Origin of the sequence: Pseudonocardia halophobica, assembly GCF_027922425.1 — a bacterium.
Taxonomy (GTDB): domain Bacteria; phylum Actinomycetota; class Actinomycetes; order Mycobacteriales; family Pseudonocardiaceae; genus Pseudonocardia; species Pseudonocardia halophobica.
Genome location: NZ_BSFQ01000007.1, coordinates 197,279 through 210,334 on the forward strand (window position 1 = coordinate 197,279; position 13,056 = coordinate 210,334).

General features: G+C 74.5%; 11 protein-coding genes. 2 read left to right on the forward strand and 9 right to left on the reverse strand.

Annotation, left to right across the window (positions count from 1 at the left end; all coding sequences use genetic code 11):
* Positions 1–5 precede the first annotated feature (5 nt).
* The 9 genes from PKE99_RS11570 to PKE99_RS11610 all read right to left on the reverse strand — a co-directional run bounded on the left by PKE99_RS11570 (position 6) and on the right by PKE99_RS11610 (position 11,229).
* On the reverse strand, positions 6–2,189 hold the full coding sequence (locus tag PKE99_RS11570) for an FUSC family protein (RefSeq protein WP_051736548.1): 2,184 nt from the start codon (positions 2,187–2,189) through the stop codon (positions 6–8).
* Between the two features lie 32 nt (positions 2,190–2,221).
* Positions 2,222–2,644, reverse strand: a complete 423-nt coding sequence (locus tag PKE99_RS11575; RefSeq protein WP_037039042.1) for an ester cyclase — start codon at positions 2,642–2,644, stop codon at positions 2,222–2,224.
* Positions 2,645–2,703: 59 nt separating this feature from the next.
* Positions 2,704–3,813: a YihY/virulence factor BrkB family protein gene (locus PKE99_RS11580; protein ID WP_425566499.1), complete on the reverse strand. Its 1,110-nt coding sequence runs from the start codon at positions 3,811–3,813 to the stop codon at positions 2,704–2,706.
* A 73-nt stretch (positions 3,814–3,886) separates the two neighbouring features.
* A complete protein-coding gene (gene meaB, locus PKE99_RS11585; RefSeq protein WP_037039044.1) occupies positions 3,887–4,870 on the reverse strand; it encodes a methylmalonyl Co-A mutase-associated GTPase MeaB in 984 nt (327 codons plus the stop codon).
* On the reverse strand, positions 4,870–7,059 hold the full coding sequence (scpA, locus tag PKE99_RS11590; RefSeq protein ID WP_037039045.1) for a methylmalonyl-CoA mutase: 2,190 nt from the start codon (positions 7,057–7,059) through the stop codon (positions 4,870–4,872). The genes meaB and scpA overlap by 1 nt, the downstream gene beginning before the upstream one ends.
* Positions 7,056–9,002, reverse strand: coding sequence for a methylmalonyl-CoA mutase family protein (locus PKE99_RS11595; RefSeq protein WP_081923635.1), 1,947 nt, complete (start codon positions 9,000–9,002; stop codon positions 7,056–7,058). The genes scpA and PKE99_RS11595 overlap by 4 nt, the downstream gene beginning before the upstream one ends.
* Positions 9,003–9,143: 141 nt before the next feature.
* The gene (locus tag PKE99_RS11600) at positions 9,144–9,614 is read right to left on the reverse strand and encodes a Rieske (2Fe-2S) protein (RefSeq protein ID WP_051736550.1); all 471 of its coding nucleotides are present in this window, start codon (positions 9,612–9,614) and stop codon (positions 9,144–9,146) included.
* A gap of 17 nt (positions 9,615–9,631) precedes the next feature.
* On the reverse strand, positions 9,632–10,633 hold the full coding sequence (locus PKE99_RS11605; RefSeq protein WP_269322900.1) for a DUF6529 family protein: 1,002 nt from the start codon (positions 10,631–10,633) through the stop codon (positions 9,632–9,634).
* A 20-nt stretch (positions 10,634–10,653) separates the two neighbouring features.
* Positions 10,654–11,229 carry a hypothetical protein gene (locus PKE99_RS11610; protein ID WP_156066958.1) on the reverse strand — a complete coding sequence of 192 codons (576 nt, stop codon included), beginning with the start codon at positions 11,227–11,229 and terminating at the stop codon, positions 10,654–10,656.
* 224 nt (positions 11,230–11,453) lie between these two features.
* On the opposite strand from PKE99_RS11610, the gene PKE99_RS11615 reads away from it, so the two are divergent.
* Both PKE99_RS11615 and PKE99_RS11620 read left to right on the forward strand, forming a co-directional pair.
* Positions 11,454–12,020 carry a sigma-70 family RNA polymerase sigma factor gene (locus PKE99_RS11615; protein ID WP_051736552.1) on the forward strand — a complete coding sequence of 189 codons (567 nt, stop codon included), beginning with the start codon at positions 11,454–11,456 and terminating at the stop codon, positions 12,018–12,020.
* The gene (locus PKE99_RS11620; protein WP_037039048.1) at positions 12,017–12,691 is read left to right on the forward strand and encodes an anti-sigma factor family protein; all 675 of its coding nucleotides are present in this window, start codon (positions 12,017–12,019) and stop codon (positions 12,689–12,691) included. Before PKE99_RS11615 ends, PKE99_RS11620 begins: the two co-directional genes overlap by 4 nt.
* Positions 12,692–13,056 lie beyond the last annotated feature (365 nt).

Genomic DNA, 13,056 nt, shown 5'->3' on the forward strand with positions numbered 1-13,056 from the left:
ATCCCTCACCCCGGCGCCCCGTCCGCGATCCCGGCCAGCCTGACGCGGACGTCGACCGCCGGCTCGGGCGCACCGGACCGGGCGGCGAGGACCCGGGAGAGGTCGTCCCGCAGCCCGTCGAGCCAGACCCGCAGGTCGGCGAGGTGGTAGAGGTCGACGCCGAGGTCCGTGGGCCAGTCGAGGTCCGGCGGCGGGAGGGTCGGCGCGGTGAGGGCCGTACGGTCGCGGCGGGCGAGCCCGAGGGCGACGTGCTCGAAGCGGGCGGCGACGTCGGCGGCGGCCAGGTCGAGCGGGCCGACGCAGGTGAGGAGTCGGCCGGTCGGGCACTCGCGGACCAGCGCCTCGGCGCCGCGGACGGCGTGGTGCCCGGCCACGAGGGTCGCCTGCCAGTCGACGACGCCCGGCCGCGGGTGCCGTTCGCTCTGGTACAGCGCGAAGGAGGCCTCGGCGAGGCGGCCGGTGCGGCGGGCGCGGGGCAGGGCGTCGGCGGGACGGGCGCCCTCGGCGACCACCCGGACCGTCTCGCGGACCACGCCGGCGGCGTCGGCGAGGAACTCCGCGGCGGCGCGGTGCAGCTCCCCGCTCCCGCCGCGGGGCCAGGCGATCAGGCCGATCACCACGCCGATCGCGGCGCCGACGGCGACGTCGAGCAACCGGGCCTCGGCGAGGTGCCAGTCCGCGGGGCTGACCTGGGCGAACACGAGCGAGATGACCAGCGTGAACAGCGCCTGCGCCCAGCCGGGCCCGAGCAGCGGCCCGGCCGCGAAGCCGACGAGCATCACGAAGGGCAGCAGGATCGCGTAGGTCGTCGGCGGCACGCCCAGCACGAGCAGCCCGGCGGCGATGAGCGCGCCGATCGTGGTGCCGATCAGGGCGGGCCGCAGCAGCGCGCGGGTCTCGGCCGCCGTCGTGCGCAGCACGGTGAGGATCGTGAGCAGCACCCAGAACCCGTGGGACAGGTCGAACAGCCCGGCCAGCAGCCGGGCGACGGCGAGGGCCACGGCGAGCCGGAGGGCACCCTGGAAGTAGACCGAGCGTGGCGTGAGGTGCTCGCGCAGCCGGTGCCAGAGCAGCGCCCACTCCGGCTCGCGGGCGAACCAGAAGACCCCGGGCCGGGCCGAGGGCGGTGTCCTGTCGGGCGGGATCGGTGCGCCCCCGGCCACCCGCAGTGCCGTGACCAGGGTCTTCGTCCACTCCCCCAGCTGCAGGGCCATCGAGCCGAGCCGCAGGCGTTTCGGCGGGATGCCGTCCGGTGGGACGGCCGCGCGGGCCGCCCGGAACTCCCGCAGCGCCGCGGCGATGCGGTCGGTGTCCGGGAGCTCGCCCTCGCCGCGCAGCCACGCGGCCGCGGCCGCGGCACAGCCGGACACCACGCGGAGCAGGGCCGCGGCGGCGGGCAGGTCCGGGGCGTCCCGGTCGTCGGCCAGGGCGAGGTCGGCGGTCCGCCCGAGCAGCAGGCGCGCCGTCCCGGCCGCCGTGGCCAGGGCGTGGTCCCGACGGCTGGCCGATGCCGGGGCCTGGCCGGGCGGCAGCTGCGAGGGCCGGAGGGCCTCGGCGGCGTCGACCACCTCGGGCAGGAGGGCCTCGAGCCGGGCCCGGCCGCGGCCGGCCCAGGCGTCGGCCACCGCGTCGAGACACCCGGCGAGCCCGCCGACGGCCGCGGCCAGCCGGTCGGTGTACGGCGGCGGGCTGCGGTCGGGCCAGAGCACCAGCTCGGCGGCCGTCAGCAGCACCACCGCGAGCGCGAACCCCGCGATGCGCCAGCCCAGCGAGCCGGGGTCGAACGGCGGGAAGCACGGGAGGATGTAGAGCAGCTGCGTCCCGGCGGCGAGCCCCACCAGCCGTGGGCCGCCCACTCCCACATAGCTCACCGCGAAGCCGAGGACGAACATCCCGGCCGTCGCGGCGACGAGGTCGAAGGACAGCAGCGTGCCGAGGGTGATCAGCACGGCCCCGACGGGCAGCATCGCGAGGAGCGTCCGCGCGCGGCGGGGCGGCGGGCCGGGGATCTGCGAGAGCGCCCCGAGCGCGACCGCCCCGAACAGCGCGTAGGCGGCCATGTCCGGCTCGCCGAGGACGTACCGGCAGACGGAGAACCCCAGGCACGCGACGACCGTGACGCGCGCGGCCCGCCGGACGGCGACCAGACCGGGGTCGTGACGGCGCAGCCACGCCCCCGGTGAGGTCATGTGCGGCATCCTGCCCCGCACACCCGCGGGTGTCAGCCCTGCAGGTGCCCGAGCTGGCGGAGGATCGCCATGTTGTCCCAGGTGACCCACCACTCGGCGATCTTGCCCTCGGCCATCCGGAACACGGCCCCGAAGCTGACCTTGGCGTACTTCCCGGTGGCCGGGAAGGGGCCGAAGTCGCCGTCCTGGGTGCCCTCGTAGGTCGCCCAGAGCCCGACCATGTCCCCGTCGACGACGATGTGCTCGAAGGTCTGCTTGTTGTCCGGGAAGACCGCGGCGTCGAACCGCAGGAAGTCCTTGAGCTGGTCCAGGTTCGTGACGACGACGGCGGGCGTCGCCTCGCAGTGCCGCACGACGTCGGGCGCGATGAACGCGTCCAGGTCGTCGAGCTTTCGCTCGTTCATGGCGCTCTCGAAGCGCCGCATCAGGTCCTTGGTCTCGCCCGGGGTCAGCACTCGCGGACACCTCCGTGGTCGTCGTCGACCGCGGGCGTTCGGAGCGGATCTCGCAATCGTTACGGATGGGGCGGCTGTGGCACGACGTTCCGCCGGTCCTTGAGCCGCTTGGGCCAGTAGTGCTGGACGGCGGCGTTGAAGTGCGCGCCCAGCACGATCGCGAGCCCGATGAAGAACGCGGCGAGCAGGAACGCGATCGGGGCGGCGAGGGCGCCGTAGGTGTAGCCGGTGGTGGTGAGCCAGCTGATGTAGACCCGCAGCCCGGTGACCCCGGCCAGGAACACCACGGCGGCGAGCAGCGCGCCCGGCAGCCCGCGGTGCCAGGGCGGTTTCGCCGGCAGCGCGAGCTTGTAGAGCGTGGTCAGCGCCAGGACCAGCCCGAACGCGAGCACCGGGTAGTACAGCCAGCCGATCAGCGTGACGGCCGGGTCCTGCCAGGAGGCGGGCAGCAGCTTCGGCAGCCGGTCGGGTCCGAGGGCCAGCAGCGGCAGGGAGATGATCCCGCCGACCAGCGCCACGAGGTACATGAGCAGCGCCAGCATCCGCTGCCACACGGGATTGCGGACGCCGTACTGGTCGTGCGCCCGCGTGATCGCGTCGACGAACGACGACATGGCCGACGACCCGGACCACAGCGAGATCACGAAGCCCAGCGACACCAGCTCGCTGCGGCCGGTGGTGAGCAGCGTCGAGACGGTCGGGGCGATGATCTCGTCGACGACGTTGCGGCTGAACACCGTGGACACGCCGCGGATGATCTGCTGCTCGGCGAGGTCGATGGTGTCGGGGCCGAACCAGCCGCCGATGTAGCCGAGGCTGCCCAGCAGGCCCAGGAGCAGCGGCGGCAGGGACAGCGTCTGCCAGAACGCGGCGGCCGCCGACTCGCTGAAGATGTTGTCGTCCCACGCCCGGACGAGTGTGCGCTTCATCAGGACCCAGGCACCGTGGCGGCCGTACGGCCGGGGGTCGCCGCCGGCCGTGAGCCGGACGGTCGGGGCGTCGGGCGGGGCGGGCAGCGAGCCGGGCGGGGTGGGCGCCGAGTCGGGCACGGTGTCGGCCGGTCCGGACGCTCCCGGGGACGGGCCTGGCCCCCGGGTCCCGTCCGGGCGCGGGGGCTCGCCGGGGTGCGCCTGCGCGCACTCCCGGGACCGGCCCGCCACGTCCGTCACGCCCCCAGCATGCGCCGACCTGCGCCGTCTGTCTCGTCCGGATCCCGGCGCGTCCGCGGCGACTCCGGTCGGGTCAGCCGAGGAGGTCGAGGATCTCCTGGGCGGCCAGCGTGGGGGTCAGCTCCCCGGTGCGGACCTCGTCGGTGAGCGCGGGCAGCCGCTTCTTCACCCCCGGGTCGCTGGTGAGCCGGTCCATGAGCTGGTCGCGGACCATCGCCCACATCCAGTCGACCTGCTGGTCGGCCCGGCGCCGCGCGAGCTCGCCGGCCTTCTCCAGGGCCGCGCGGTGCTCGAGGACCGTGCCCCAGACCTTGTCGAGGCCCTTCCCGGTCTGCGCGCTGCAGGAGAGCACCTTCGGCCGCCAGTGCTCGCTCGCCGGCGCCATCATGTGCAGCGCACCGGCGAGGTCCCGGGCCGCGGCCTTCGCCTCCCGCTCGTGCGGGCCGTCGGCCTTGTTCACGGCGACGACGTCGGCCAGCTCCAGGATCCCCTTCTTGATCCCCTGCAGCTGGTCGCCGGTGCGGGCGATGGTGAGGAACAGGAAGGTGTCGACCATCCCCGCCACGGTGACCTCGGACTGGCCGACGCCGACCGTCTCGACCAGCACGACGTCGTAGCCCGCGGCCTCCATCAGCACCATCGTCTCGCGGGTGCGCCGGGCGACCCCGCCGAGCGTGCCGGCGCTCGGCGAGGGCCGGATGAAGGCGTTGTCGTCGACGGCGAGAGCGGCCATCCGGGTCTTGTCGCCCAGGATCGACCCCTTCGTCCGGGTGGACGACGGGTCGACGGCCAGGACCGCGACCTTGTGCCCGTCCCCCGTCAGCCGGGTGCCGAGCGCCTCGATGAAGGTCGACTTGCCGACCCCCGGCACGCCGGAGATCCCGACCCGCGTCGCGCCGCCGGCGTGCGGCTGCAGCTCCAGGAGCAGCTGCTGGGCCGCCTGCAGGTGATCGGCGCGCTTCGACTCCACGAGGGTGATCGCGCGGGCCAGGATCGTGCGGTTGCCGTCGAGCACGCCCTTGGCCAGCGCCGGGACGTCCGGCGGCTTCGGGGGCATCAGTCCGTCGACTCCGCGTGGTCCCCGTGACCCAGCGCGGCCGACAGCTTGCCCAGCAGCTCGACGGCCGACTCCGCGATCACGGTGCCGGGCGGGAAGACCGCCGCGGCCCCCATGTCGATCAGCTGCGGCACGTCGGCCGGCGGGATCACGCCGCCCACGACGATCATGATGTCCTCGCGGCCCAGCTTGGCCAGCTCCTCCTTCAGCTCGGGCACCAGCGTGAGGTGCCCGGCCGCGAGCGAGCTCGCCCCGACGACGTGGACGTCGGCCTCGACGGCCTGCCGCGCCACCTCGGCCGGGGTCTGGAACAGCGGGCCCACGTCGACGTCGAAGCCCAGGTCGGCGAACGCCGTCGCGATCACCTTCTGGCCGCGGTCGTGCCCGTCCTGGCCCATCTTGGCGACGAGGATGCGGGGCTGGCGGCCCTCCTCCTCGGCGAACCCGCCGACGAGCTCGCGGGCACGGGTGATCGCCGGGCTGGCCCCGGCCTCCTCGGAGTACACGCCGGAGATGATCCTGATCTGCCCGGAGTGCCGCCCGAACACCTTCTCCAGCGCGTCGGAGATCTCGCCGACCGTGGCCTTCGCGCGGGCGGCGTCGACGGCGAGGGCCAGCAGGTTCTGGTCGAAGCCGCGCTCCGAGCCGTCCGCGATCGCCGCGGCCGAGTCGGTCAGGGCCTTCAGCGCCCCGTCCACGGCACGGGAGTCCCGCTCGGCGCGCAGCCGCTCGAGCTTCTCGATCTGCTCGCGGCGCACCTGCGCGTTGTCGACCTTGAGGACCTCGACGACCTCGTCGGAGTCGACCACGTACTTGTTCACGCCGATCACCGGCTGCCGGCCGGAGTCGATGCGGGCCTGGGTGCGGGCCGCGGCCTCCTCGACGCGCAGCTTCGGGATGCCGGCGTCGATCGCCCGGGCCATGCCGCCGGCCTTCTCGACCTCGGCGATGTGCCCCCACGCCCGGCGGGCCAGGTCGTAGGTGAGCTTCTCGACGTAGTACGAGCCGCCCCACGGGTCGATGACCTTGGTGGTGCCCGACTCCTGCTGGAGCAGCAGCTGGGTGTTGCGGGCGATCCGCGCCGAGAAGTCGGTGGGCAGCGCGAGCGCCTCGTCGAGCGAGTTCGTGTGCAACGACTGGGTGTGGCCCTGCGTCGCCGCCATCGCCTCGATGCAGGTGCGGACCACGTTGTTGTAGACGTCCTGCGCCGCCAGCGACCAACCCGACGTCTGCGAGTGCGTGCGCAGCGACAGCGACTTCGGGTTCTTCGGCGAGAACTGGTTCACGAGCTTCGACCAGAGCAGGCGCGCGGCCCGCATCTTGGCGACCTCCATGAAGAAGTTCATCCCGATCGCCCAGAAGAAGCTCAGCCGCGGGGCGAACTTGTCCACGTCGAGGCCGGCGTCGATCCCGGCGCGCAGGTACTCCACGCCGTCGGCCAGGGTGTAGGCGAGCTCGAGGTCGTTCGTCGCCCCGGCCTCCTGGATGTGGTACCCGGAGATCGAGATCGAGTTGAACTTCGGCATCTTCTGGCTGGTGTAGCTGAAGATGTCCGAGATGATCCGCATGCTCGGCTGCGGCGGGTAGATGTAGGTGTTGCGGACCATGAACTCCTTGAGGATGTCGTTCTGGATGGTCCCCGCGAGCTGCTCCGGCTTCACCCCCTGCTCCTCCGCCGCGACGATGTAGAGGGCGAGCACCGGGAGCACTGCGCCGTTCATCGTCATGGACACGGACATCTTGTCCAGCGGGATCCCGTCGAACAGCTGCCGCATGTCGTAGATCGAGTCGATCGCCACGCCCGCCATGCCGACGTCGCCGCCGACGCGCGGGTGGTCGGAGTCGTAGCCGCGGTGCGTGGCCAGGTCGAACGCGATCGACAGGCCCTTCTGGCCGGCCGCGAGGTTGCGGCGGTAGAACGCGTTGGACTCGGTGGCCGTGGAGAAGCCCGCGTACTGGCGGATCGTCCAGGGCTGGCTCGCGTACATGGTCGGGTACGGCCCGCGCAGGTACGGCGTGATGCCCGGGTAGGTGCGCAGGAAGTCCAGGCCCTCGGTGTCGGCCGCGCCGTAGAACGGCTTGACCGAGATGCCCTCGGGGGCCTCCCAGGCCTCCGGGCCGCCGGCCCAGTCGGCCGTGGGCGCCGCACCGGACGCGAGGTCCACCTTCGTGAAGTCGGGGATAGTCATTTCGCCCCCTCCAGAGCGGCGTAGACGTCGTCGATGACGGCCAGGGCGTCGCACCCGGCGAACAGGTACCCGTCGACGCCGTCGTAGGAACCCTTGCCCGCGAGCAGGATGCGCGCGGCGCCGGCCTCGCGCAGCGCGGCCGCCGTGGCCTCGGCCCGCTCGCCGTACAGGGCGTCGGTGGAGCAGAGGACGGCGACCGGGGAGCCGGACTTGCGGAAGGCCTCGGCGACCTCCTCCGGCGTCTCGGTCGGGCCGGCCTCCGGCCCGGCGACCCCGCCGGCCTGCAGGAGGTTGCGCGCGAACCCGGCGCGGGCGGTGTACGCCGCGAGCGGGCCGAGCGTGGCCAGGAACGCGGCCGGGCGGGCACCCGTCTCGGCCAGGATGGCGTCCGACCGGTCCCGGTACGCCTCGTAGGCCTCCGCGGGCCGGTACAGCGGCAGGCCGCCGCGGGCCACGGGCTCCGGCAGCGGGGTGCGCTCGACCGGCTTCTCGTCGAGGTCCGGGAACTCGCTGACGCCGGTGAGCGGGGTCCGGCGGGTCGCAACGCCCTTCTCCCGCTTCGCCCGGACCTCGCCGACCTTCTCGGCGACCAGGCCGGAGTCCAGCGCGGCGACGGCGCCGCCCGCGGCCTCGAGTTCCTGGAAGAAGGCCCATCCGGCGCGGGCCAGGTCGTCCGTGAGGTGCTCGACGTACCAGGAACCGCCGCCCGGGTCGATCACCCGGGACAGGTGCGACTCCTCGATCAGCAGCGCCTGGGTGTTGCGCGCGACGCGCCGGGAGAAGGGCTCGGCCTCGCCGATCGCGATGTCGAACGGCGGCACGGTCACGGCGTCCGCGCCGCCGACACCGGCCGCGAACCCGGCGACCGTGCCGCGCAGCATGTTCACCCACGGGTCCCGCTTGCTGAACAGCGTCGGCGAGACGACGGCGTGCTGGGCCTGGCCCGCGGCCGCCGGGTCGTCGGACAGGGCGCCCGAGGCCTCCAGGACCCGGCCCCAGAGCCGGCGGGCGGCGCGGAGCTTGGCGATGGTCGGGAACTGCTCGGCGGTGGCCGAGTAGCGGAACTCGAGCACGCGGGCGGCGTCGGACACCGGGAGTCCGGCGCCGGTGAGCGCGCGCAGGTAGGCCACGCCGGCGGCGAGCGAGAAGCCGAGCTCCTGCGCCTCGGACCCGCCGGCCTCCTGGACCGCGGTGGCATCGACGACCACGGCCCGCACCTGCGGGTACTCCCCCGCGACGCGGGTGGCGAGCGGGACCACCGAGTCGACGTCCGGTCCCGAGCCGGCGCGGGCCCGCAGGCCGATCGGGTCGAGCCCGAGGGTGCCGAGCAGGGCGTCCTTCGCGACGCCGCGCTCCTCGGCCAGGGTCAGGAAGGCCTCGGCGGCCTCCGCGGCCGACTCCCCCGCGTCGAGCACGACCGGGGCGAGGTCGAGCACGACGCCGTCGAGCGCCGCACCCAGCTCGGCCACCGGGATCCCGCCGGCGCCTACGGCGAGCCACACCGACGAGACGCCGTTCTCGAGGTCGGCCAGCAGGGCGTCGTGCACCGCCGCCGCGGAGGGCGCGGCGTGGTGCTGACGGACGTCCCACCCGTCCGGCACGTGCCCGCCGGCGCGCGAGCCGCGCACGAAGGGCAGGGCCCCCGGGACGCCGGTCGCGGGCAGGTCCGCGACGTCCTCGGCCGTGTAGAGCGGCTGCACGCGGAGGCCGTCGGCGGTGTCCCAGGCGAGCTTCTCGACGCCCGCGCCGAGCGGCGCGTCCTCGCCGATGCGCCCGGACTTCCGGACCACGCCGTCGACCGCCGCCGCCCACTGGTCGCGGGTGGCGTCGGAGAACTCGGCCGCGAGCACCAGGTGCTCCGGCGGCTCCGGGGCGTTCTCGCTGAGCTCCTGCTCGTCCACCTGGTCGGTCGGGGCGTCCTGCGGTGCCCTGCCTGATGTCATCCGCGCAAACTCCTCACCCACCCCGGCGAGCGCACACGCCGTGGTGCGTCGTCGCTACGCGGGGTTGTGCGGAGTCTAGTGACCGCCCACAGTCACGGTCAGCCGTGACCGGCCGTGATCTCCGACTCTGATCGCCCCAGCTCAGACCAGGGTGACGGCGTCGCCCGAGACGGTGACCGTCTTCTCGGGGAGCGGCTTCTTCGCAGGTCCGTCGGTCGGCGCGCCGTCGGTCACCGAGAAGTAGCTGCCGTGGCAGGGGCACACGATCTGGCCCTCCGCGACGGACGTCACCTGGCAGCCCTGGTGCGTGCACGTCGTCGAGAAGGCCTTGAAGAGCCCGGCGGTCGGCTGGGTCACGACGACCTGCTGCGCGGCCAGGATCACACCGCCGCCGACCGGCACCTCGGCGGTCTTCACGAGCGCGGCGGCCGCGGCGCCGCCGGGCTGCGGCGCGGCTGTGCCGCCCGCCTGCGGGGCGGCCTCGGGCTCCGGCGCCGCCGAGTAGGTGGCGCAGCCGGCGAGCGCGGCGCAGCCGGCGGCGCAGCTGCCGGCGAGGACGGCCCTGCGGTTCAGCAGGGCGGCGGTGGTGAGGAGCGCGGGACGGGGGCTCATGGTGGGGTCTCCGGGGGTCAGAAGGTCAGGCCCTTGGTGGTGAGGAACCACACCGAGGACGTGAGGAAGAGGCCGGTCAGCACGACGAACACCAGGCCGCCGAGGACGGGCAGGGCCCAGCGGGGGGCGTCGTGGCGGGGCAGGACGAGCATCTTGGCGGCGAAGGCGCCGTAGAAGAAGCAGCCCAGCAGCGAGTGCAGGAGCACGCGGAGGTTCGCGTCGGAGTAGCCGAGCGCATAGAGGCAGTGCACCGCGACCGGGATGGTCAGCAGCACGGCCAGGCGCCCGGACCAGCGGTGGACCGTGGCGGTCCCGCGGCCGGCGGGGCGGCGCTTCCCGATCCGCCCGTACATCCGCATCGACGTCCACAGCTGCACCAGCACCAGCACGAACGCGGCCGCGGTCAGCCAACTCTTGGCGGCGAGGCCGCTGGAGAAGCCGGCCAGGTTGATCGCGATGCCGGTGCCCTCGTGGACGCGGGCGTACACGCCGAGCCCGACGGAGATCGCGACGCCGACGACGGTCGGGACCAGGAGGGCGGCCGGCCGGGTGCCGGGGTGGCCCGGGGACTCGACGACCTCCGGGACGTCCGGCTGCCCCTCGACGTCGGCGCCGTAGGGGTGCGGGCCGGGGTCGAACCCGCCGAACCGGTCGAACTCCTCGAGCTCGTCGTCGTAGTCGGGGCGGTCCCAGGAGCGATGCCCCCAGGTGGGGTCGGCCCAGCCGCTGTCGACGCTGTCGTCGCGCCCGGCCTGGGCGGGCACCGCGGCGAAGATCGAGGTGGTGGCCTCCTGCAGCCCGGAGTCGAGAGCGGCGTCGGGCTGCGCCGGGACGATCGGCAGGTTCGGGTCGGTCGGCGGGTCGAACCGGCCCGGGTCGTAGTCCGGCCGGTAGCCGCCGGTGTCGGCGGCCTCGGGACGGTCGGTGGCGGGACGGTCGGTGCCGGGAAGATCGGTGCCGGCCTCGGTGGCGGGGTCGTAGCCGAGGTCGGTGGCACCGGTGCGCGGGGAGCGGCTCACGGGGTCCTCCGGGGATCGGGTCAGGCGGTGCCGAGCTTCTTCAGGACGGCCCGGTCGGTGGCCGCCCCGGCCGGCGTGTCCTCGGGCTGCGCCGAGAAGGGCCAGCTCTTGTCGCCCACGGCGACGGTGCCGAACACGGCCTGGTTCGTCGCGTCGGCGGTCAGGTCGCCGTCGACGCCGCTGAGCTGCAGCTTCCCGCCGTTGACGGTGCCCTCGAACCAGGACTCGACCTGCTTGCCGTCGCAGACGTACGCGACGACCTTGTCCCCCTCGACGCCCATCGCGACGGTCACCTCGTTGCCGGCGGAGCGGCCGGCGAAGGCGGAGTCGGTGACGGCAGGAGCCGCCTGCTGCTGGGCCTGCTGCGGAGCCTGCTGGGGGGCTGCGGCCTCGGGAGCGGCCTGGGCCTGCGGGGCGGCCTGGGCGGCCTCGGCGGGGGCGCCGTACCCGTCCGAGCCCGCCGAGCCGGACTGCGCGGTCGTGGTCACGGCCGGCGCGTCGTCGGGCCCGCCGGCCAGGACCGTGTTCACGGCGAACACCGCCAGGCCGACCGCCAGCACGGCGAGCAGCGTCAGCATCGGGCCGCGTGTCCTCATCGGTTCACCTCGTTCATGGGGGAGCGTTCACGAGAGGACACGGGCGCGGGCGGGACGCGGTTCACCGGTTCGGGAAAAAAGTTACGGTGAACCGTTCCCTCGGTGCGTCCGTGTCGCTGACGTGGACTTCGCTACCCTCACCGCGCTCCGCAGGGGCACGGGACCGCCGGTGGGTCCGGCCCGTTCCGCCCGCGGTGTCGTCCGTCGTCTCTCCGGGAGCGTGCATGGTCGGGTCGGGTCACCGGGCGCGGGGACGCGCCCGGGAACGCAGGGGTCCGCGGGACCCGGACGAGGCGCTGATCCGCGCCGTCTACGCCGAGCACGGGCGGGCGCTGCTGGCGTTCACCACCCGGCTGCTCGGCGACCGGGCGGCGGCGGAGGACGTGGTCCAGGAGGTCCTGGTCCGCGCCTGGCAGCACTCCGACGTGCTGACCAACGGCCGCGGCTCGGTGCGCAGCTGGCTGCTGACCGTCGCCCGGAACCTGGTCACCGACCGGGTGCGGGCCCAGCGCGCCCGGCCGTCGGAGGTCGAGGAGGACGCCGCTCCCCCGGTCCCGACCGGCGACCACGCGGACCGGGTCGTCGACGCCCTGACCGTCCTGCCCGCGCTGGAACGGCTCTCGCCCGACCACCGGGACGTCCTGGCCGAGGTCTACTTCCGCGGCCGGACGCTGCCCGAGGCCGCCGAGGTGCTCGGCGTGCCCCCGGGCACGGTGAAGTCCCGCTCGTACTACGCGCTGCGCGCCCTGCGCACCGCGCTCGGCCCGACCGTGGAGGGGGTGCCGGGATGACGACCTGTGGCATCGACGGCGGCGAGCTGTCCGCACACGTCCTGGGGCTGCTGACCCCCGAGGAGACGACGGCGGTCGAGGCTCATCTGGAGGGGTGCGCGCAGTGCCGCGCCGAGTGGGAGGACCTGCGCGCGATGACGCGGACGCTCGACGAGCTGCCCGACGAGGCCCTGCTGGAGGGCCCGCCCGACAGCGACCTGGTGCTGCACCGGGCGTTGCGGGAGATCCGCGACGAGCGCGCCGCGGAGCGCCGCCGGCGCCTGTTGACCCGCGCGGTCGCCGCGGCGGTGGTGGCCGCGGCGCTGCTCGGTGGCGGGGTCGTCGCCGGACGGGCGCTGGCCCCGTCCGCGCCGGCCGCCACCGTGGCGGCGGGGGCCCGGACCATGGAGGCGACCCAGGGCGCGGTCACCGCCGCGGTCACCGTGACCCCGGCCAACGGCTGGGTGCGGCTCGCGGCGAACGTCAAGGGCGTCCCCGCGGGCGAGCACTGCCGCCTGGTCGTGGTGGCCAAGGACGGCTCGCGGGAGATCGCCGGCGGCTGGGTGGTCCCGCCACAGGGCGAGGCTGGCGGCGTCCACCTCGACGGCAGCGCCGGCGTCCCTGTCGACCAGGTCGCGGGCGTGGTGGTGGAGAACACCGCCGGGGAGAGGTACGCGGAGATGAAGGTCTGACGGCTTCCTCGGGGACGTCCGCACTCCGGGGAAAGCCCGTCGTCGGGTAACGGCGGGCAGGGGCCGGGTCGAACGACCCTCCATGCACACGCGGGCGGGGCGGTGGGGTCGGGGCCGCTCGAATCTCGTGCTCGGCGAGCCGACCCCGGTGCGCGCGATGCCGCGCGGAACGCCGTCGTCCGGCGTCCTGGCGGTCCGCGCGCTGCGACAGGCGGATGAATTCGCGCGTGCGCGGTTGGCACTGCGGCCGCACATGGGCAGAGTCCGGGTGCCGATCCGCGGGGGGCGGTTCGGGGCGGTGGGACTCTCCTGTGAGGTTCCGGTGAGCGCTCTCGGCCGTCCCGCTCGCGTCGATTCCACTCCTG